Source organism: Denitratisoma sp. agr-D3, assembly GCF_054658675.1.
In genome coordinates, this window is the sequence record NZ_BAAGIA010000004.1 from 67,894 (window position 1) to 86,406 (window position 18,513).

Below are 18,513 nucleotides of genomic sequence, written 5' to 3' on the forward strand. Positions count from 1 at the left end.
TCAGAGGGATGGGTGGGAAGTGGATAAGGGTTCGCAGTGGGCCGAGAGCAGGCCGGGCAGGCATTTGCCGACGACGCGCACCAGGCCCAGGCCCAGCGCCAGGCCGCCGAACAGGCCCAGGGCCGAGGCCGCATCGCCGGCGGGGGACAGCAACATCGCGCCGAGCAAGGTGGTGACGGAGGGCAGCAGATAGGCCAGCAGGGCGCCGGTATGGAAGCCGCCGGTGGACACCAGCACCGTCACTTGGTCGCCGGCACGGGCGTGGAGGGGCGCCTCCATGGACACCACCTGGGTGCGGCCCTGGTCCTGGCTGCTGCTGCAACTTTTCTTGGAGTTGCAACTGGTGCAGGCGGTGGTCTGGGCCAGCTCCACGTCGGCCTTGCCGTCATGGATGGCGATGATGCGTCCTTGGGTCTGGATCATTCTTCCCACCCCTCTTCGGCCATTTTGTCGAAGCGGCTGTCGTCGCCCGTCTGCTTCTTGACCGCCTTGTCCACCCAGGGAATGCCGCCGTCCTTGATGGCCTTGCGCAATTGGATCAGCACCGGCTCGATGGGTGCCTCGTCGTCGAGACGCACGGGCTGCACGCCGGCGGCCAACAACTGGCGCACGGCGGAGGCGCCGGCGGCCAGGCAATACACGGCGGCGCAGCCGGCCAGGGACTGGATCTTGGCCGGCAGCTTGTTCTCGTTGCCGTCCATGGTTTCCGGCGGGAACTCGATCACCTCGAGCAGTTGGGCACGTTCCTCGTCCAGGGCGTAGACCACGAAGCCCTCGGCGGCGCCGAAGTGCTGGTCGATGGTGTTCCGGTCGCCGGAGGCGAAAGCCACTTTGAGCATGGTCGGCGCGGTTTCAGTGGCCGACCAGGCCAGGGCCAGCCGCCGGGAAGCCGGTGCCAGCGGATGCTCCGGCTTCGTACTGGCGGGGTCCGTCGGTCCAGAAGAGGGATCGGTAGGGTTGGGCGTCATGATGATGTCCCAGGAAAAGGTTGGCCAGATCGAACAGGGCCTGTCGCGCGCCGCGATAGCCCACCCAGGTGCGGGCGTAGCCGCCCACCCAGTCGTACTGCGGGAAGCCTGCCCGCAACAGGGGCACGCCCAGGCGTTCGGCGGCCTGGGCGGCGTGGGAATTGGAAATGATCAGTTGCACGTCGCCGGCCCGGGCCAGGTTTTCCAGGTCCTCCAGGTCACCGATGCGGACTTCGCTACAGGGCATGTCGGTGAGCACATCGGCCTTGGCGGGAGAAACCGCCGCCACGATCTGGGCGCCGACGCCGGTGAGGAACTGGCCGAGGGCCACCAGCAGGTCCGGGTCGGCGGCCAGGGCAACCCGGTAGAAACCGGTCATGAAATGGGTGTCCACCATGGCGTCCTGCAACTGGGCGCGCTGGCGGTCGATGCGGTCCGGCACCGGCTGGCCGCTGATTTCCGCCAGGGCCAGGGTGAAGGCGTCGCAGGCGTCCAGGCCGAGCAGATGGTCGAAGCGGTAATCGGGAACGAAGGTGCGCGCCTTGAGCAGGTCGGCGGCCTTGTTGAGAGAGCGGCCGATCACCAGGGTGGCGACGGACTCGCCCATGATCTCGATTTCGGCCCGGGGCGTGCCGCCCAGGGTGAGGGGCGAGGTCTCCCGGTCCACCAGGTGGCCGTCGAGGGAGTCGCCCACGTCGGGCAACATGATGGGACGCAGGCCGAAGGCCTCGATCCATTCCTTGATGGCTTCGGTGTCGCCAGGGGTGAGCATGGACGAGGCCAGCACGTTCACCTGTTTCTTGCGCCGCCCGGCATGACGGGTTTCGGGCACCATCGCCTCGATGATGGCCTCCAGGGCCAGGGCATAGCCGGACTCCAGGCAGCCGGTGAAGTCGGGGGTATTCACCGGCACCACGGCGATCTTGTCGAATTGGGGATGCAGTTCGCGGAACTGCTTGACCAGGCGCTTGATGTCCGTGCCCTGGGTTTCCGACAGGCCCGTGGTGGGCAGGCCGATCACGTCGGGGCTGTTCTTTTCGCAAATCACCTTGAGGCCTTCGATGACGTTGTCGTCGGCGTTCATGACCGTGGACACCTGGTCCATGGCGGTGGTCTGGAGGGGAATGGGTTCGCGGAAGTGGCGGACGAAGAACACCTTGCCAAAGGCGGTACAGCCCTGGGAGCCGTGCAACATCGGGATGGCGTTCTTCAGGCCGAGAAAGGCCAGGGAAGCCCCCACGGGCTGGCTCGCCTTGAGGGGATTCACCGCCAGGGGTTTTGCACGTTTGAGGATCTCGGCCATGGCATCAGTCCGGGTACGGGGTCGTACATAACCGTGCAAGGTTTGTGCCGCTAGCTAAGCTTTTGTTTCTTAATGCATGCCGACAGGGTTTTGTCTGGGATGCGACAGGCATCCGCGACATGATTCAAGGCCGGGGAGCGGTTTGGCTGGCTTGGTAGGCGGCGGTGAGTTTTTGCGAGACGTACTCGGCCCGGGCCGCGGCGTTGTTGGGTTGTTGGTTGTGCTCCCGCCAGTCGGCGAACTCCTGGGGTTCCACCTGGCATTCCAGGGCGACGATGCCGGAACGCTGGAATTCGCGACGGGCGGCCACGGCGGCGGCTTTCCATTTTTCGAAACTGTCCTCGAAGCACTCGGGGTCGAGGGCGGTGGCCTTGACCTGGGCCCAGGTTTCCTCGGTGTACCAGGTGACGCCGACCACCAGGGACTGGCTGCGGTTCTTGGCCTTCAGCCGCTGGGACAGGGTGGGTTTTCTCATGGGGCGGATGGCGTGGAAATGAAGCAGCCACCCGAAGGTGGCTGATGGGGATGACAAAGTGGCGATCAGGCCACCAGGGGCTGGCCCACGGCCTTTTGCACGGCCCAGGGGGCAGGGGCGCGGACCTTGTTCCAGACCGGGCTTTCCAGGGTCAGGGCCAGTTGGCGCACCAGTTCCAGCATGCCGTCGTAGCCGGCGTAGCCGAATTCCCGTTCCTGGTTGATGTCGAGGAAGGGGATGCGGGCCTTGAGGGCGGTGTAGAGGTTGCGGCCGCCGGCGATCAGGATGTCGGCCTGGTAGTCCTTGTAGCACTGGAGCAGGGCCTTGGGGCTGCCGTCGGTGATCATCTTGACGTCGTCGCCCATGATCTCGCGGATACGCTGCTTGTCTTCCTCGGTGGACTTGTTGGTGCCGGTGGCCACCACATGCATGCCCAGGTCTTGCAGGGCGGAGACCACGGACCAGCTCTTGACGCCGCCGGTGTAGAGCAACACGCGCTTGCCTTGCAGGCGCTCGCGCCAGGGTTCCAGGGCGGCGCGAATCTTGGCTTCCTCGCGGGCGATCAGGGCTTCGGTGCGGGCGGTGAGGTCGTCGTCACCGATCAGGCGGGCGAAGTCGCGGAAGGCTTGGGACGTGTCGGTGATGCCGTAGAAGCTGCCCTCGAAGAAGGGCACGCCGAAGTTGTCTTGCAGCTTGCGCGCCACGTTGAGCAGGGCCTTGGCACAGACCACCATGGACACCTCGGCCCGGTGCATGGTCTGCACTTCATGGAAACGGGTGTCGCCGGACAGGGTGCACAGGATGCGCAGGCCCAGTTCGTCGAAGATCGGGGCGAGATACCAGAACTCGCCGGCGATGTTGTATTCGCCGATGAGATTCACGTCGTGGGTTTTGACGCCGGGGGGCAGCTTGGCCTTGGTGGCCTCGGAAACGGGCTCGGGCTCCCGGGTACCGATCACGTGCTTGAACATGGCTTCGCCGGCGATGCGGTTGCCCAGGTTCTTGGTGCCGTAAAAGCCGGCACAGTCCACCGGCACCACGGGCACGCCCCAGCGCTCGGCGGCGGCCTTGCAGACGGCATCCACGTCGTCGCCGATCAAGGCGGGGACGCAGGTGTTGTAGATGAACACGGCCTTGGGAGCATGGGTGTCGATGGCCTGCTTGATGGCGTGGAACAGGCGCTTTTCGCCGCGACCCATGATCACGTCCTGCTCGGTGAGGTCGGTGGTCATGCCGTAGCGGTAGAGGGTGGGGCCGCTGGAGCGGGTGCCCCGGTTGTCCCAACTGGAGCCGGCGCAGGCGATGGGGCCGTGGACGATGTGGGCGACGTCGGCGATGGGCAACAGGGCGATCTGGGCGCCGTCGAAGGAACAACCGCCGGCGGTGGCGCCGGGCTTGGTCTTGGCGCAGCCGGATTTTTCTTTCTTGTTGTGCGCGCAGGCGGGCTCGTCGAGCAGGGCGGCGACTTCATTGGCTTTCATGGCGGCTCCTTGGGGCGGTGTCAGGCATCAATTGCAATCGCCGTGCCAGTGGTCAAGGGAGCGTGGTTGAGCGGTGGTGGCCGGCATCTGGCGGTAAACCGCCGTCAAGACCGGGGCGCCCTGTGGCGATTGCGCCGCAAGGAAAAAACCATGGCGACAATCGACAGGGGACGGTGGAAAGAAAACCGCCGATTGTCGCAATCGCGACAATCGGCGGAAAAAGGAACAAGCGAGGCGGGAATCGACCGTGCTTGTCTCTCAGGATGAAAGCGGGATCAGACCGGACCGCGGCCGGCGCGCTTGAGCTCGACGACGCGGGTCATGGCTTCGTCGAAGCTGACCTTGTCGCCCTTGGCCTTGTAGTCCTTCAAGGCGTTGTAAACAGTGACGATTTTTTCCAGGGGGGACTGGCCCTTGAAGTCGCCCTTTTCCAAGGCGGCCAGGTCGATCAGTTCGTTCCAGATCAGGCCTTCCTGCATGGAAATGGCGGAGAAGCTGAAGCCGTCCATCTCGATCACCAGGGGCTTGGCGATGTTCACCACGAAGATGACGAAGCGCACGTCGGCGGCCAGATCATCCTTGTAGTACTGGAGCACGCGGGGCAGGTCGGCCAGGTCGTCCAGGCTGCCGGCGTAGAGCTTGATCTTGTCGCCTTCGGCCAGCACCACGGTGTTCTTGATGGTGTGGGTGGGGGGCAGCCTGTGGCCGTGGGCATCGCCCACTTCGCCCAGGCCCAGCACCAGGTCGCCACGGTAGGCGGCGTATTTGCCGTCGCCTTCCTTGAAGTTCATATTGAACAGAAGGCCTTTGGTTTCGTAGGTGTCGAACAGCATGATTGCCTCGTTTTGTAGGATGGGAAAGGTTTTTTCCTCTTCCAGCAAATAGGGTGCCTGCTTTTAGGGTTATTGCTCCCAGGGGGCCAAACGGAAGGAGAAAAGCCCGGGTTTTTGCTTGCGATAGCGGCTCAGGCTGCGTAGGGTGTGGGGCACCAGTTCGGTCATGGCCGCCCACAGGGCGCTGCGCTGCCGGCTGCTGCGGGCCGCCAGCAGGGACTCCATGGCGCGCAGGGCGGGCCAGTCAATGCCGGGCATCAAGGCCTGGATGGCGGGCGGCAGATCCTTGGCGCTGTTGGCCATGACCCGCAGGCATTGCAGTACCTGTTGGCAGGTCAGGTGGGAGGCGAACAGGTCGTCCTGTTCCTGGCCGGCGACGCAGGTGTCCACGGCGAAACCGGCGTCGTGCAGGTTGCCGAGCAGGCCTGCTACCCACAGTTGGTAGCCGAAGCCCGGCGGAACGGGCACGGCGGGGCGGGGAGCGGGTGGGGCGGAGCGATGGGGAGCGGTCATGGCGGTCACCTCTGGGGAGTTTTTCTTCACCTAAGCAAAAAGCGTGTGCAGGTGTCGGCGGTGGTAACAGCATGATGGGCTTGGTGCGGTATTTGCTGCAATGGCATCAGGGCCCGAGGGGCGACAATGTTTTTGCGAGGAAAGGGGCATGGCGATGATGGCACTGCCGACGGAAGCAGCAAGCGGCCGGGACTGCCCGGAGTATGGAACGCTGATGGCGGCCGCCCGCTTGCCCGATGCGCCGCTGACCCTGGCCCTGGCGGGCGTCTTGGCCCAGGGCCTGGCTCTGGGACGGCGTCCGCTGCTGCCCGGTATGGACCGGGAGGATTTCCACGCCATGCTGGACACCTGTTTCCCCGGCATCGTGCTGGATGCGGCGGCCGCTGCCGGCCCCGCCCAGCGTAGCGACGAGTACGACGACCTGGTGAATCTGTTGCTCGACTACCGTGACGACGAGGGACGGGAAGTGCGTTGGCTCAGTCATGCCATCGCCACGGCCTGCTTGAGCAGCAACCATCTGTGGCAGGACCTGGGACTGCCGAACCGGGCCGTGCTGTCCTGTTTGATGACGACCTATTTCCCCCGCCTGGCGGCCCTGAACGTGGGAGACATGAAATGGAAGAAATTCTTCTATCGCCAATTGTGCGAAAAGGAGGAAATCCTGATTTGTAAGTCGCCCAACTGCATGGTGTGCGACGATCACGGCGTCTGCTTCGGCGCCGAGGAGGGGGAATCCCTGCTGCCGAAGTCCGTTTCCCTTGCCCTGTAATCCGCATTCATGCGCTCAAGCCTTGACGATGCCACCCTCCATGCCCTGCTGCGGGACGATGCGCCCCATGGCGACCTGACCACCAGCCAGCTCGGCATCGGCGCCAAGCCGGGGCGGGCATTTTTTTATGCGCGACAGCCGATGCGGGTCTGCGCCACGGAAGAGGCGTCCCGGCTGTTTCAGCTGACCGGGGCAACGAGCGAAGTGAAACGGGCCAGCGGCACTTTCGCCACCGAAGGCACCGAGCTGCTCCAGGCCGAAGGATCGGCGGCTGCCTTGCACCTGGCCTGGAAAGTGGCCCAGACCCTGGTGGAATACGCCTCGGGCATCGCCACCACGGCGGCTGCCATCGTCGGCGCCCTGCACGAGGCGGGCTGGGCGGTGCCGGTGGCCTGCACCCGCAAGAACTTTCCCGGCACCAAGGCCGTGGCGGTCAAGGCCGTGCTGTCCGGCGGCGCCGTGATGCATCGGTTGGGTCTGTCGGAAACCCTCTTGGTCTTCCCCGAGCACCTGGCCTTCCTGCCGGAACCGGAACGAGCGGCCGCCCTCGATGGACTGGCCAGACACTGTCCCGAGAAAAAGCGGGTGGTGGAGGTGAACAGCCTGGAGGATGCGCTGATGGCCGCCCGCTGCGGAGTGGAGGTGTTGCAGTTGGAAAAGTTTACCCCGGCCCAGGTGGCCCAGTGCAAGGCCGCCCTGGCGGCGGAAGGACTGTCGCCCAAGCTGGCCGCCGCCGGCGGCATCCATGCCGCCAACGCGGTGACCTATGCCCAGGCCGGCGCCGATTTGTTGGTGACTTCGGCGCCTTTCTTCAGCCGCCCCGCCGACGTGCAGGTGCGGATCTTCCCCGCCTGAGGCGGCGGGGCCGGTTACCGGTTACAAACGGAAGTAGGCGATATCGGTCTTCAAGCGGCCGGACACCTGCATCAACTGGCCGGCGGTGTCCGCCACCGAGGCAATGGCCGCCGAATTCTCCTCGGACATCTGGGCAATGGATTCCACGTTCTTCGCCAGCACGGTGGAGGCGGAGCGCTGTTCGCGGATGGCTTCGGAAATGCCGGAAATGGAATGCAGTACGACCTCCGTTGCGTCGCGGATGCCGTCCATGGCATCGCTGGTGTGGGCGGCGTGCTTGACCACGTCGCCGATCACGTCCCGGGTGCCCTGCATGCTGCTGACGGCGGCCGTGGCGCCGTTCTGGATGGTGCTGATGATGGTGGCGATTTCCTGCACCGAGTGGGTGGTGCGTTCCGCCAGCTTGCGCACCTCATCGGCCACCACGGCGAAGCCGCGGCCCTGCTCGCCGGCCCGGGCCGCCTCGATGGCGGCGTTCAAGGCCAACAGATTGGTCTGTTCGGCCACTTCCTGAATCACCACGGTGACGTTGCTGATCAGGTGCACCTGGTCAGACAGAACCTGGATCTGCTGTGCGGTTTGGTTCACCTGCTCGGCCACTTGGCGGAATTCACCAGTCGCCGCCTTGACCCCCGCGCCGCTGGTGACGGCGCTTTCCCCGGCCTGATGGGCCTGGTCGTTGGCATCGTCGGCGCTTTGACCGATCTGGTCGATGCTCACGGTCATTTGCTCCACGGCGGCAGCGGCGGAGGAGGTGGCTTCCGATTGCTGTTCGCTGCCGGTGGCGGCCTGGCTGGCGGCGGTGGATAGGTTGACGGCGGAGGCGGCGATCACTTCGGCCTGCTCGGTGATGTCGCGCAGGGTTTTGCGCAGACGCGTCGCCATGGCGATCAGGGCGGTCTTGACGTGGGCGATTTCGCCGGAGCCCCGTTGGTTGATGGTGACGGCGAGATTGCCTTCGGCCAGTTGGTCGAGTCCCGCGACCACGTCGCTCATCGGGCCGGTGATGCTGCGCACGGTCTGGATGGAATAAAGGACGGTGCCGATCACGATCGCCAGGATGACGGCGATGATCAGGCTGTTGGCCCGTTGCTCGGTGGTGACGGCGGCGGCGGCCCCTTCCACGCCCAGGGACTTGTTGTAGGCGATGTGCTGGTCGATCACGTTCATCAGCTTGTCGCCCTGGACGGCGAGTTTCGCCAGTTCCGCCTGGGCCTGCTCATTCTGGGATTTGTAGGAGTGCTCCAAGACCAGTCGGATGCTGGCGTCGTACTCCTTGGACATGGCCAGTTCCTGGTTGAGGAATTGGCGGTCCTTGTCGTCGGAAACGTATTTCTCGAAGTCCGCCAGGGCCTTGTCCCGTTCTTGCAGCGCTTGCTGAATCTGGCTTTCGATGTCCTTCATCTTGGCCTGGTCGGAGGAAATCAGGTGACGGTAGAGGCGGGTTCTGGCGTCGCCGAAGGCACGCGCAACACGGTCCAGGGTTTCCAGACTGGGCACGGTGTTGATATTGCCGTAGTTGGTGGCCTGGTAAACCCGGTCCATGGACAAAATACCGATGACACCGACGGCGATCAGGCCGAGGACGAAGACTGAGACGAGAAGATAGAGGCGGTTGGCGATTTTCATGGATGAACCTGTCGAGGAGGATGATCTTCTGCCGTGGATGAACCGTGATTCCTTGGCATGTGGGGTCCGAGTATCGCCGCAGGTTCTGTCGGAATCCTGACTTTCGTCATATTCCGTGTAAGTACTTGTAACGCACCTTCGTCATATAAAAGCCCTATGGAAAATGCGGTATAGGTAAGTACTTGTAATGACAGGGCTATTGTTTTTTTCAGTCATCCGCCACGGATGGCCCGTGGCGGATGACTGTCCGATGACAGTGATTCAGAGCGAGGCGATGAAGGCGAGCAGGGCCTGCCGTTCCTCCCGGCTGAGTGCTGCGTAGCGGCGGCGGGCCATGCTTCCCTCGCCGTTATGCCAGAGGATGGCTTCCTGCACGGTTCTGGCCCGGCCGTCATGAAGATAGCGCGGCTGTTCGTTGATCCGTGGCACCAGGCCGATACCCCACAGCGGTGGCGTACGCCAATCGCGTCCACCTGCCTGGTAGTCGGGGCGGTGGTCGGCCAGACGGGAGCCCATGTCGTGGATCAGCAAATCGGTGTAGGGGGCAATGGTCCGCCGCGACAGCAGGGGGAACTTCGGATGGTCCGAGGTGGCGAGGCTTGGCCGATGGCAGAGGGCGCAGCCGATGAGGGCAAACAAGGCCTCGCCGCGCTGTACCTGGGGCACATCCCGATCGCGTCGGGCGGGGACGGCCAGATGGGCCAGATAAAACTCCACCGCGTCCAGCTGCTCCGCCGATAGTTCCGGATGTCCACCGGATGGCGCGCTGTGGCAGGCGCTTTGTCCCTTGCCGCAGTTTTCATCGGGGAACAGGGGTGAGGTGATGCCTAAGTCGCCGATAAAGGCCCCCGCCGATTGCTGGCGGAGGTTGGGGGCGTTGGCCTTGAGGCCGAATCGGCCCGCCGTGGTGGCCTTTTGCGCGGCGTCCCAAACCCGGTTGACGCGGCCCTTGACGCCATCGGCCTTGCTTTCCCCGGCCAGGCTTTGCAGGGTTTCAGCCGACACGCTTTCCAGCAGGCCGAGACCGAATACGGCAGGGGAAATCCGTACGGAGGTTTGGGCGCCCGCCAAGGAACCGTAGGCAAGCTCACGGAATTCGAGCTTGGGATAGCGGAGCTGAACCCGTTCTCCATCCTTCAGGCGCACCGTGCGGTAGCGCCAATGAAGCACGGCACGGCCTTCGCCGGTGACGCCGGGGATGCCTTCCTCGTTCAGTTGGTCGCCATACACCGGGTGTGGCTTGGGGCCGCCATGGGCATTCCTGCCGGGGATCGAGAGGCGGACCAGCATGGACTGCATGCGCTCGCCGGGCTGCTCAGGCGCCGTGCCCCGGCTGTTTTTCTGGTGGCATGAGGCACAGGCGAGTCGGTTGTAGAGGGGGCCCAGCCCATCCACCGCCGACTCGGCCGATGGGGCCACCACCCAGCTTTGGCGGAACAGGGAGCGGCCATGGAAAAACAATTCCCGATCCTGCTCGGACAAGCCGGGCAGGGGGCGGGAATAGGCCTCGCGGCTGGCATCGTCGACGTTGGATGCGGGCTCCTGGGCCGTGGCGCTGAGGCTCAGCAAGGCCGTCAGGCCCAGGGCAATGGCAACAGAAATGGGGAGTCTCATGCGCCGGCCACCTTCAACAACTTGTCGGCTTCCTCGCGACGGGCCTGGGCGTAGCCGCGCCAGGCCGATTCCAGTGTCGTCCGGTTGTCGCTGGTCGAGCCTTCGAGGCGTTCGGCGAAGGGGCGGCGCAGGCTGTCGAGGGAGGCTTCGGCCTCGGTCAGGGGCGGCTTGGTCAGCACGGCACGGGCGGAGGCCACGTCGCGTCCCTGGGCTTCTGCGGCATGGATGCGCTGCCATAGACGGATCAGGGTGGGGTGATCGTTCATCAGCATCTGCTCGAACATCGCGGTACTCAATCCCAGGCGGCCTTGGGCCTGGCTGCTGTCATAGTCGAACACGCCCCGCTCGGCGGCGGCGAAGGGGTTGAAGTAGCTTCGCTCCAGGCCGGCATAGACGTCGGGACGCACGGGCAATTTGCGGATGTCGGGATGGGTGAGCAGGGTCTGGCCGGCCTTGGACAGCACGAACTCGACGAAGGCCTGGGCGCCTGCCGGATTGGGCGCCGAGCGGGTGAGGGCGATGTGGGCCGGATTGATGCCGCTATGGTCGGGGTAGATGAACTCCAGCGGCGCACCGTTGGCTATCGCGGAAGCGACGAAGAAGTCGATGGACAGCCCGATGGGGCGGCGACCGCTGCCCACTTCGTCGCTGACGAAAGTGGAGCCCCGCTCGATCAATCCCGCATTACCCGCGATTTCACTCCACAGCGCCCAACCGGCCTCCCAGCCGTAGGCTTGTAGCACGATCTCCACCAGGGGCGGCGCGAACCCCACCTTCGACGGCACGGGCAGGGCGATGAGCCCCTGGTAGCGCGGATCGGCCAAATCGCGCCAGGTGGCCGGTACGGGCAAGCCCCGTTGTGCCAGGGCGCCACGGTTGACGGCAAAGCCGAAGCCCGCCATTTCCGTGGCCCGATAGAAGCCCTGGGGATCCGCCAGGGAGGCGTTGCCGATCCGGTTCGGCAGACCGTCGCTAAGCGAGGGCAGGGGGCGGAAGGCGCCTTCCCGCGCCAGGGTCGCGTAGGTGCGCGGCGAGGCCGACCAGTAGACGTCGACGCCCGACTGCTGGGGTTGGCGCAGATAGGGCAAGGCGTCGTGGGGCATGCGCCAGACGATTTGCAGCCGGAACTCGGGATGGGCTTTTTCAAAGGCCGCCTCGAAGCGGGACACCACGTCGTCGGGGTAGGCGGTGAGCACCACCACGGGCCGTGGCTTGGCCGGGCGAGTATGTGCCATCAGCGGGATCGGTGCCGCCAGCACGGCGGCACCCGCCGCCAGACCCTTGAGCAGCCGGCGGCGCTTGAGGTTGTGAGGTGTGGTCGTCATGATCAGAAGGTGAATCGTGCGTTGGCGAAGTACATGCGACCAGGCATCGGGTAGCCGTCGCTCAAAGCGTAGTTTTCATCGCCGAGGTTGCTGACGCCGACTTCCAGGGTGGTATCGCGGCGGGGCTTGTAGGCCGCCTTGGCGCCCACCACGGCGAAGCCGGGCAAGGTGGTGTAGCCGGCGCTGTTGCCCGAGCCGTAGGCGACGCGGCGGCCAGTCTCGCCGTCCAGGGTGGCTTGGTATTCCCAGCTGTCGCTAGGCTTCCAGGTCAGGTAGGCGAAAAGCTTGTTGCGTGGGACGTCGGTGAGGGGGATGGCGGCATTGCTCAGGTTGTCCCGCTCCAGATACGTGTAGTTGCCGCCGAGGCTGACGGTGTTGCTGACTTGTTGGGTGAGGGAAAACTCCAATCCTTGGTGGCGGGCCGTGCCGACGTTCTGCATCTGTTTACAGTTGGTGGCGCTTGCGCCACAGGTCGTGACGGGAATGATGTTCACGCTCTGGATCAGGTCTTCGATCCGGCTGTTGAAATAAGCGACCGTGCCACGAGCACCCTGCCACGGCATCCCCTTGATCCCCAGTTCGAAATTGAAGGCCCGTTCCGGCTTCAGGTCGGCGTTGGGCAGGCCGCTGCCGAGAGAAGCCGAGTAGCGGTCCTTGATGGTGGGGAAGCGGGTTTTTCGGGACAGGCTGGTGAAAATCTCGGCACCCGGCTTTAGGGTATGGGTGAGCTCCGCCAGCCAGTTGTTGCCAGTGGCGCTGCCGGTGGGCCAGTAGTAGACCTCCTTGGCATCCCGTTTGTCGTGGCTGGCCCCGAGTCGCAAGCGCCAGTCGGTGGCCAGGGCAAAGGCATCCTCCACCGCGAGGGAGGTGGTGACGTCACGATAGCTTTTGACTTGTGAGAAGCCGCTGTCCTTGTGCTTGTCTTCCTTGTAGTGCATGGCAACGTGGAGGTCGTGGCCTTGAATGGCGGTGCTGGCCAGTTCCACGGAAAGGCCCTTGGTCACGTCGTCATACCAACTCGGGAAATTTCGGGTATCGCTGATTTCCGTCGTGTAGGTGCTGTTGGTGTAAGCCCGCAGGCTGTTGCTGTACTTGTCTTCGTACAAGCGGGCCTTGACGCTGTGGTTTTGTCCCAGGGCCACATTGGCGAGCACATAGGCACTTTCCACGTTCCAGTAGGGCCACTGCCAAAAACGGCTGTTGCTGCCGACCGGATTGCCGACATTCAGGTACTGGCCGGGGGCATTGCCGGCGTAGGGCGGATTACCCTTGACGCCCAGTTGGCTGACGTAGCCCAGGGCGTATTCGTCGCTGGCATTGGGGGTCAGGCCCAGTTTGAAGGAAACCTTGCGGTCGGAATAGTAGGAGTTTTCCCTGTTGCCACCTTCCTCAAGTACGTTGCGCGTTGCGTTGCCGCTGCTGGTGGGAACGGACACCGCCTTGTAACTGTCGGGAAGGGGGAAGAAGTCCGCGCCGGTATAGGACGCGCCGGCTTGCAGGTACCACATGCCCTGGTTGCTGCCCAGATTGACCGAGGTCTTGCGTCCGCCACCGCTGGCGAAGCCGATGACCACGTCTCCTTCCAGGCTGCGACTAGGCTTGCGGGTGACCAGGTTGATCGCGCCGCCCAGGGTGTTGGGGCCGTAGAGCAGGGAGGCGGCTCCCTTGGAAACCCGGATTTCCGACAGGTCGAAGGTGGTGAAGCGGGAAAAGTCCACGTAGCCGTCGTAGGGAACATAAGCCGGAATGCCGTCGATGTAGAGGGGCACCTGGCGTGAGTCGAAACCCCGCAGGTAGGCGATGTCCTCGTTGCGGGCATTGTGGCTAACACTGGTGCCGGGAAGGAGGGACAGGGCAGTGCTGACGGTTTCCTTGCCGAAGGATTCCAATTGTTCCCGGTCGATGCTGGCATCACCGCCTTGGTCGATCGCGTTGCTGACGACATTGACGGTGCCTAGCGTGAATACGTCTTCGGCAGCGTGGGCAGATGCCGCGGTACAGAATGCGGCGATCAGGCAGGGCAGGATTCGCTGTCGTCCCAGTGTTGGCAGGATCAATCGGTGGGTCATGGCAAGGCTCCTTGAGAGTTGAAGGCGAGAAGAGATGGTTCGTCAAAGTCGTCGGACTACGGGCGTGAGGGCACCGCAAGCAATCAAGCTCGAGTCGTGGGCGTTATGTCTTGGCGGCGCCGGCAAGTGCCGACCGCCGGGCGAGGTTCAGCGCGGCATGGTTTCGCTGAAGCTGTAAAAACCGCGCACGGTGCGGCAGTCCTCGTGGCAAAGGACGATGCGGTGAATCAGCCAGCGGCTATCCCGTAGTCGCCAGGCGGTGAGGGATTCGGCGTAGGTGGTCTCCTCATAGAGTTCCTCGCCGTCTTCGGAGCGAAGGTCGCTCAGTTGGAAACGATGGGAGCAAAAGCAGGGGCTGTCGTCTTCGTCATAGCCCACGCTGCGTTCCGCGCTGATTTCGTATTCCTGGTAGTGGCGGAAGTAGAGCGGCTCACTGGTCATGTCGCGCCATTCCTTCGGCAAGCCTTCCTGCCAGGGGTATTGCTCATGGTTCTTGGGGCCGAGGGCCAGGGCGGCCAGTTGATGGGGTGTCAGCGTATTCATGTTGGGCTCGTCAAAGGGCTTTGAAGACGGCGGGAACAGGGCTCATGTGTCGCGCCAGGGCGATGCCTGCGCCGGCATAGGGATAGCGGGCGCAGGTTTCCTGTTCGTCGGGGTGTCGGATCATGTGGAGGGAAAAAGCTTCGGCCCAGTCCCAGTAGTCCTGGCGCAGGTCGGCAGGGAAGCGTACGTCGGCCATGGCTTGCCAAAGCTCCGCCAGCCAGATGGCGCGATCTTTGGCCGTCAGCCAAATTGGAACTTCCGTACGCGGCGCTTTGTCGGCAGTGGCTTTACGGAGGGCACGGGCAGGGCCGCCGCAGGCGGCAATGGTGTTGTCGGCGATGGCGTCGACATAGGTCTGGAAATCCTTGTCCTGGTCCGGAAAGGCGTGGCCGAGATAGGTGAGCCGCAGTCGCTCGTGATGACGGCGTACCAGGCGGCGCAACAGTGGGGCGCCTGCTTCGCGGAAAAGCCGGGGATCGGGTTGTAGCCTCGTTTCAGGAGTGGATGCCTCCTCCTGTCCTGGCGATGTTCTTTGCACCTCGTGGCACAGGGAGCCAGGGGATTGCGTGGTCATGATGGCGGATCCCTTTGCCCCATCACCCCTGAGTCGGACGGTTTCAGGAAGGCCCTGGACGTTGAGGAAATGGCGGTGATTGCTCTGGTGCATGGCGCTTTCCTTTCTGGAGATTGTCCTGGGTAGTTATCAAAATATATAAATGTATATAGCGATAGGCGTGCCAGGTGAGACGGGAGTTGGGTATCCGTGCTATTTCTTTTTAACCAACTGTTTATTAAGTGTTAATGTTGTCTTTGTCAGTTCTTGCAGGTGCCGTATTGTTTTGTTTTCTACAATAGTTATGTTGTTAACTATACAGCGCTAAGTGAGAAGTTCTCGGTTGCTGGTCTACGAAGGAGGGGCTGCTGAGGATGGTTAGGCGGTGGAGGTGATGGGGCTGAGTCGTTATGTTGCTCAGGCTATAGATGTGGGAAAGGGGGAGGTCCCCCCTTCCTGAAAGCGCTATTACTTCGTGCCGTTAGGCGGGAACGCCAAGGATGACGGCGGAGGCTTTGAATACGGCGGTGGCGGAAGCCCCTTCCTTGAGGCCTAGCTCCACGACGGCATCGTGGGTGATGGTGGCATGTACCACGGCTCCCCCGTTCAGGGCGATGGCCACCTCGGCACTGACGGGGCCGTTGGTGATCTTCTTGATGGTGCCGGGCAGGCAATTACGGGCGGAAAGCTTGGTGCCGGCGCCATCGGTCAAGACCAGGATGGAGGAGGCTTTCACCAGTGCGGTGACGGGCTTACCGGCCGCCAAGCCCAGTGTCTTCACGCTCTCGTTGGTGACCACGGCGACCAATTTGTCGCCGCCGCCGATGGAGAGGTCTATTTCACTATTGACGGCACCGGGTTTGACGGCATCGATCTTGCCGTTAAAGACATTGCGGGCGCTGATTTTCATCGAGGGCAACTCCTATAAGTGGGTGGAACGTGGGAATGACGGCCTCACTTTACGGGCTTCTTCTGTGTCGCATCAACCATAGCGCCTGCTTTTTTGTGGCCCGTCTTTTGCTGGGAGTGTGGCAATATTCGTTATGTAGCAATTTATATAGGTTGATTATGGCAGCCCGTCGTCCTGTTCAGCACAAACTTGTCGGAAAGCTCACCGTGGATACCGAGTTCGGTGCCTTTCTTGGCGATACCCGGATCAAGCTACTGGAGTCCATCGAGCGTTACGGTTCCATTTCCCAGGCGGCGAAAGCCGTGCCGCTGTCCTACAAGGCAGCTTGGGATGCGGTGGATGCCATGAACAATCTGGCGGACGAGCCGCTGGTGGAACGTTCCGTCGGCGGCAAGCATGGCGGGGGCACCAATCTGACCGACTACGGAAGGCGCTTGGTGGCCATGTACCGTGCCGTGGAGCAGGAATACCAGGCGGCCCTGGATCGCCTTGCCCAGCGCATGGGGGAAGGCGGTGCCGGCGATGTGCGCCAGTTCCAGTCCATGTTGCGCCGGATGTCCATGAAAACCAGTGCCCGCAACCAATTTGTCGGCACGGTCACCGCATTGCGGGAAGGCGAGGTGAGTTTCGAGGTGGGCATCCGTCTTGATGAGGCTACCGAAATCGTCGCCATCATTACTCGGGAAAGTGCTGAGGCGCTGGAATTAACCATCGGCCAGGAGGTTTATGCCTTCGTGAAGGCCTCATCGGTCATTTTGCTGACGGAGCCCAATGTCCGCACCACGGCGCGTAACCACTTGTGGGGCGAGATCGCCCGCATCCATGAAGGGCCGGTGAGTTCCGAGGTGATCGTCGCCCTGCCTGGTGGCCGCAACGTCACGGCCATTGTCACTCACGACAGCGTGGACAACCTGGCCTTGGCGATAGGTAAGCCGGCCTGCGCGGTGTTCAAGGCGTCCAACGTGATTCTTGCCGTTTTCAATTGACCTATTCGCCAAGTCCTTAAAAGGAGATTCCCATGAAGTTGCTTCCCTGTTCCCTTTCGCGTCTGTTGTCCCGTCTTCTCGTGGCGGGGTTCGCCTTGGGCGCGGCCTCCGTCCATGCCGACGAATTGTCCGTGGCCGTGGCCGCCAACTTCACCGAGCCGATGAAGAAGATCGTTGCCGAGTTCGAGAAGTCCAGTGGCCACAAGGTGGCCCTGTCCTTCGGTTCCACCGGCAAGTTCTATTCCCAGATCAAGGCGGGTGCCCCGTTTGAGGTCTTGGTAGCGGCCGACGATGAAACCCCCATCAAGATGGAACAGGAAGGCCTGGCGGTGAAGGGCAGCCACTTCACCTACGCCATCGGCAAGCTGGTGCTGTGGTCCGCCAAGCCCGCCGTGGTGGATGCCAAGGGCGAGGTGCTCAAGGGCGGTGGCTTCGATCATCTTTCCATCGCCAATCCCAAGTTGGCGCCCTATGGCGCTGCTGGCGTCGAAACCCTGAAGAACCTGGGGCTCTATGATGGGATTGCGCCCAAGATCGTCCAGGCTGAGAACATCGGCCAGGCCTACCAGTTCATCGCTACCGGCAACGCGTTGATCGGCTTCGTGGCCCTGGCCCAGGTGGTGGATGAAACCGGCAAGCTCAAGTCCGGCTCCGTCTGGGTGGTGCCCGAGAAGTACTACACCCAGATCCGTCAGGACGCCGTGCTGCTGGACAAGGGTAAGGACAAGCCCGCCGCCGCCGCTTTGCTCAAGTATCTGAAGAGCCCCTTCGTCCTCAAGGTGATCGAAGGCTACGGTTACGCACTGAGCAAGTAATTGGGTGGATTCAATTCCGGGACTCCGAAGGAGTCTCGGAAACCTGCTGGGATTGAATGGTGAAGAAGCGTTTAACAGCCGGTTTTTTTTCTGGCTCGCTGATTGGCAGTCTGGGCGGATTGATCGGGCTTGGGGGAGCCGAGTTTCGCCTTCCTGTCTTGGTCGGGATTTTTCGTTTCTCCACGCTGGAAGCCGTCATTCTCAATAAAGCCATGAGCCTCGTGGTTGTGCTGATGGCCTTGCTGTTTCGCTCTTCGGCAATCTCATGGAAGGATGTCCTTCATCACTGGCCAATCGTGGCCAACCTTTTGATGGGCAGTCTGGTGGGGGCTTGGTGGGCAGCCGGTCACGCCATGACGATTTCCCGGCATTGGTTGAACCGCTTCGTCTTGATCTTGCTGGTTGCCTTGGCAGTTCTCATGATTTTCGAGTCATTGCACGGTATCAATGCTGACGCAGTGGACGTTGTCGAACAGGGTTTTTCCCCGTTGCTGTGGGGCGCCGGCATTGCTGCCGGGTTCCTGATTGGCATCGTGGCGGCTTTCTTGGGCGTTGCCGGCGGAGAGTTGCTGATTCCAACCATCGTGCTGCTTTACGGTGTGGACATCAAGCACGCCGGTACGCTGTCCTTGATGGTCAGTCTGCCGACGATGATCGTGGGATTTGCCCGCTACAGTCGTAGCGACGCCTTTGTTGTTCTACGACAAGAACGCGCTTTTTGTTTCTGGATGGCGGCTGGGTCGATTGCTGGCGCCTGGCTGGGTGTCATGATGCTTGGCTTGTTTTCTCCCCAGCTGCTCATGGCGGGGTTGGGTGCCATTCTGCTGATTTCGGCTTTCAAAACGTTTAAACACAGTCATTAGTAAGGTGCT

At 62.8% G+C, this 18,513-nt stretch carries 19 protein-coding genes; 5 read left to right on the forward strand and 14 right to left on the reverse strand.

Annotated elements, in window-relative coordinates:
* The 7 genes from ACYQ2U_RS12135 to ACYQ2U_RS12165 form a co-directional block, all read right to left on the reverse strand.
* Positions 1-423, reverse strand: a complete 423-nt coding sequence (locus tag ACYQ2U_RS12135; protein WP_459950641.1) for a SoxR reducing system RseC family protein — start codon at positions 421-423, stop codon at positions 1-3.
* Positions 420-839, reverse strand: a complete 420-nt coding sequence (locus ACYQ2U_RS12140) for a NifB/NifX family molybdenum-iron cluster-binding protein (protein WP_459950642.1) — start codon at positions 837-839, stop codon at positions 420-422. The genes ACYQ2U_RS12135 and ACYQ2U_RS12140 overlap by 4 nt, the downstream gene beginning before the upstream one ends.
* 13 nt (positions 840-852) lie before the next feature.
* A complete protein-coding gene (gene nifN, locus ACYQ2U_RS12145) occupies positions 853-2,271 on the reverse strand; it encodes a nitrogenase iron-molybdenum cofactor biosynthesis protein NifN (RefSeq protein WP_459950643.1) in 1,419 nt (472 codons plus the stop codon).
* A 124-nt stretch (positions 2,272-2,395) separates the two neighbouring features.
* Positions 2,396-2,746, reverse strand: coding sequence for a hypothetical protein (locus ACYQ2U_RS12150; RefSeq protein ID WP_459950644.1), 351 nt, complete (start codon positions 2,744-2,746; stop codon positions 2,396-2,398).
* A gap of 65 nt (positions 2,747-2,811) precedes the next feature.
* A complete protein-coding gene (gene nifE / locus ACYQ2U_RS12155; RefSeq protein WP_459950645.1) occupies positions 2,812-4,227 on the reverse strand; it encodes a nitrogenase iron-molybdenum cofactor biosynthesis protein NifE in 1,416 nt (471 codons plus the stop codon).
* A gap of 275 nt (positions 4,228-4,502) precedes the next feature.
* Entirely contained in the window at positions 4,503-5,060 is a 558-nt protein-coding gene (locus ACYQ2U_RS12160; RefSeq protein WP_459950646.1) for a hypothetical protein, read from the reverse strand.
* A gap of 69 nt (positions 5,061-5,129) precedes the next feature.
* On the reverse strand, positions 5,130-5,573 hold the full coding sequence (locus ACYQ2U_RS12165; protein ID WP_459950647.1) for a hypothetical protein: 444 nt from the start codon (positions 5,571-5,573) through the stop codon (positions 5,130-5,132).
* 148 nt (positions 5,574-5,721) lie between these two features.
* Between ACYQ2U_RS12165 and ACYQ2U_RS12170 the strand changes: the two genes are divergently transcribed.
* Positions 5,722-6,342, forward strand: coding sequence for a nitrogen fixation protein NifQ (locus tag ACYQ2U_RS12170; RefSeq protein WP_459950648.1), 621 nt, complete (start codon positions 5,722-5,724; stop codon positions 6,340-6,342).
* A 9-nt stretch (positions 6,343-6,351) separates the two neighbouring features.
* Positions 6,352-7,197, forward strand: a complete 846-nt coding sequence (gene modD, locus ACYQ2U_RS12175; protein ID WP_459950649.1) for a ModD protein — start codon at positions 6,352-6,354, stop codon at positions 7,195-7,197.
* A 21-nt stretch (positions 7,198-7,218) separates the two neighbouring features.
* Here modD and ACYQ2U_RS12180 read toward each other — a convergent pair whose 3' ends face one another.
* From ACYQ2U_RS12180 to ACYQ2U_RS12210, 7 genes are all read right to left on the reverse strand, one after another.
* Positions 7,219-8,826, reverse strand: a complete 1,608-nt coding sequence (locus tag ACYQ2U_RS12180; RefSeq protein ID WP_459950650.1) for a methyl-accepting chemotaxis protein — start codon at positions 8,824-8,826, stop codon at positions 7,219-7,221.
* A 261-nt stretch (positions 8,827-9,087) separates the two neighbouring features.
* A complete protein-coding gene (locus ACYQ2U_RS12185; RefSeq protein ID WP_459950651.1) occupies positions 9,088-10,440 on the reverse strand; it encodes a di-heme oxidoreductase family protein in 1,353 nt (450 codons plus the stop codon).
* Positions 10,437-11,765 (reverse strand): ABC transporter substrate-binding protein, encoded by a 1,329-nt coding sequence (locus ACYQ2U_RS12190; protein ID WP_459950652.1) that lies wholly within the window; start codon positions 11,763-11,765, stop codon positions 10,437-10,439. The genes ACYQ2U_RS12185 and ACYQ2U_RS12190 overlap by 4 nt, the downstream gene beginning before the upstream one ends.
* Positions 11,766-11,767: 2 nt before the next feature.
* Positions 11,768-13,834, reverse strand: a complete 2,067-nt coding sequence (locus ACYQ2U_RS12195; protein WP_459950653.1) for a TonB-dependent receptor plug domain-containing protein — start codon at positions 13,832-13,834, stop codon at positions 11,768-11,770.
* A gap of 147 nt (positions 13,835-13,981) precedes the next feature.
* Positions 13,982-14,377 carry a hypothetical protein gene (locus ACYQ2U_RS12200; RefSeq protein WP_459950654.1) on the reverse strand — a complete coding sequence of 132 codons (396 nt, stop codon included), beginning with the start codon at positions 14,375-14,377 and terminating at the stop codon, positions 13,982-13,984.
* Positions 14,378-14,387: 10 nt separating this feature from the next.
* Positions 14,388-14,951 (reverse strand): globin family protein, encoded by a 564-nt coding sequence (locus ACYQ2U_RS12205; protein WP_459950655.1) that lies wholly within the window; start codon positions 14,949-14,951, stop codon positions 14,388-14,390.
* Between the two features lie 460 nt (positions 14,952-15,411).
* A complete protein-coding gene (locus tag ACYQ2U_RS12210; protein ID WP_459950656.1) occupies positions 15,412-15,840 on the reverse strand; it encodes a TOBE domain-containing protein in 429 nt (142 codons plus the stop codon).
* Positions 15,841-16,046: 206 nt separating this feature from the next.
* Here ACYQ2U_RS12210 and ACYQ2U_RS12215 point away from each other — a divergent pair, with 206 nt between their 5' ends.
* The 3 genes from ACYQ2U_RS12215 to ACYQ2U_RS12225 are packed head-to-tail and all read left to right on the forward strand — an operon-like array spanning position 16,047 to position 18,504.
* Positions 16,047-16,826, forward strand: coding sequence for a TOBE domain-containing protein (locus tag ACYQ2U_RS12215; RefSeq protein ID WP_459950657.1), 780 nt, complete (start codon positions 16,047-16,049; stop codon positions 16,824-16,826).
* A gap of 32 nt (positions 16,827-16,858) precedes the next feature.
* Positions 16,859-17,641: a molybdate ABC transporter substrate-binding protein gene (modA, locus tag ACYQ2U_RS12220; protein ID WP_459950658.1), complete on the forward strand. Its 783-nt coding sequence runs from the start codon at positions 16,859-16,861 to the stop codon at positions 17,639-17,641.
* Positions 17,642-17,697: 56 nt separating this feature from the next.
* Entirely contained in the window at positions 17,698-18,504 is an 807-nt protein-coding gene (locus ACYQ2U_RS12225) for a sulfite exporter TauE/SafE family protein (protein WP_459950659.1), read from the forward strand.
* The last annotated feature ends 9 nt before the right edge of the window (positions 18,505-18,513 follow it).

Coding starts and splice junctions, on each gene's coding strand:
- ACYQ2U_RS12140 (WP_459950642.1), bottom strand. CDS start 839: ATGCTCAAAGTGGCTTTCGCCTCCGGCGACCGGAACACCATCGACCAG.
- modA (WP_459950658.1), top strand. CDS start 16,859: ATGAAGTTGCTTCCCTGTTCCCTTTCGCGTCTGTTGTCCCGTCTTCTC.
- ACYQ2U_RS12205 (WP_459950655.1), bottom strand. CDS start 14,951: ATGACCACGCAATCCCCTGGCTCCCTGTGCCACGAGGTGCAAAGAACA.
- nifN (WP_459950643.1), bottom strand. CDS start 2,271: ATGGCCGAGATCCTCAAACGTGCAAAACCCCTGGCGGTGAATCCCCTC.
- ACYQ2U_RS12210 (WP_459950656.1), bottom strand. CDS start 15,840: ATGAAAATCAGCGCCCGCAATGTCTTTAACGGCAAGATCGATGCCGTC.
- ACYQ2U_RS12200 (WP_459950654.1), bottom strand. CDS start 14,377: ATGAATACGCTGACACCCCATCAACTGGCCGCCCTGGCCCTCGGCCCC.
- ACYQ2U_RS12180 (WP_459950650.1), bottom strand. CDS start 8,826: ATGAAAATCGCCAACCGCCTCTATCTTCTCGTCTCAGTCTTCGTCCTC.
- ACYQ2U_RS12195 (WP_459950653.1), bottom strand. CDS start 13,834: ATGACCCACCGATTGATCCTGCCAACACTGGGACGACAGCGAATCCTG.
- ACYQ2U_RS12150 (WP_459950644.1), bottom strand. CDS start 2,746: ATGAGAAAACCCACCCTGTCCCAGCGGCTGAAGGCCAAGAACCGCAGC.
- ACYQ2U_RS12225 (WP_459950659.1), top strand. CDS start 17,698: ATGGTGAAGAAGCGTTTAACAGCCGGTTTTTTTTCTGGCTCGCTGATT.
- ACYQ2U_RS12190 (WP_459950652.1), bottom strand. CDS start 11,765: ATGACGACCACACCTCACAACCTCAAGCGCCGCCGGCTGCTCAAGGGT.
- nifE (WP_459950645.1), bottom strand. CDS start 4,227: ATGAAAGCCAATGAAGTCGCCGCCCTGCTCGACGAGCCCGCCTGCGCG.
- ACYQ2U_RS12170 (WP_459950648.1), top strand. CDS start 5,722: ATGGCGATGATGGCACTGCCGACGGAAGCAGCAAGCGGCCGGGACTGC.
- ACYQ2U_RS12160 (WP_459950646.1), bottom strand. CDS start 5,060: ATGCTGTTCGACACCTACGAAACCAAAGGCCTTCTGTTCAATATGAAC.
- ACYQ2U_RS12135 (WP_459950641.1), bottom strand. CDS start 423: ATGATCCAGACCCAAGGACGCATCATCGCCATCCATGACGGCAAGGCC.
- modD (WP_459950649.1), top strand. CDS start 6,352: ATGCGCTCAAGCCTTGACGATGCCACCCTCCATGCCCTGCTGCGGGAC.
- ACYQ2U_RS12165 (WP_459950647.1), bottom strand. CDS start 5,573: ATGACCGCTCCCCATCGCTCCGCCCCACCCGCTCCCCGCCCCGCCGTG.
- ACYQ2U_RS12185 (WP_459950651.1), bottom strand. CDS start 10,440: ATGAGACTCCCCATTTCTGTTGCCATTGCCCTGGGCCTGACGGCCTTG.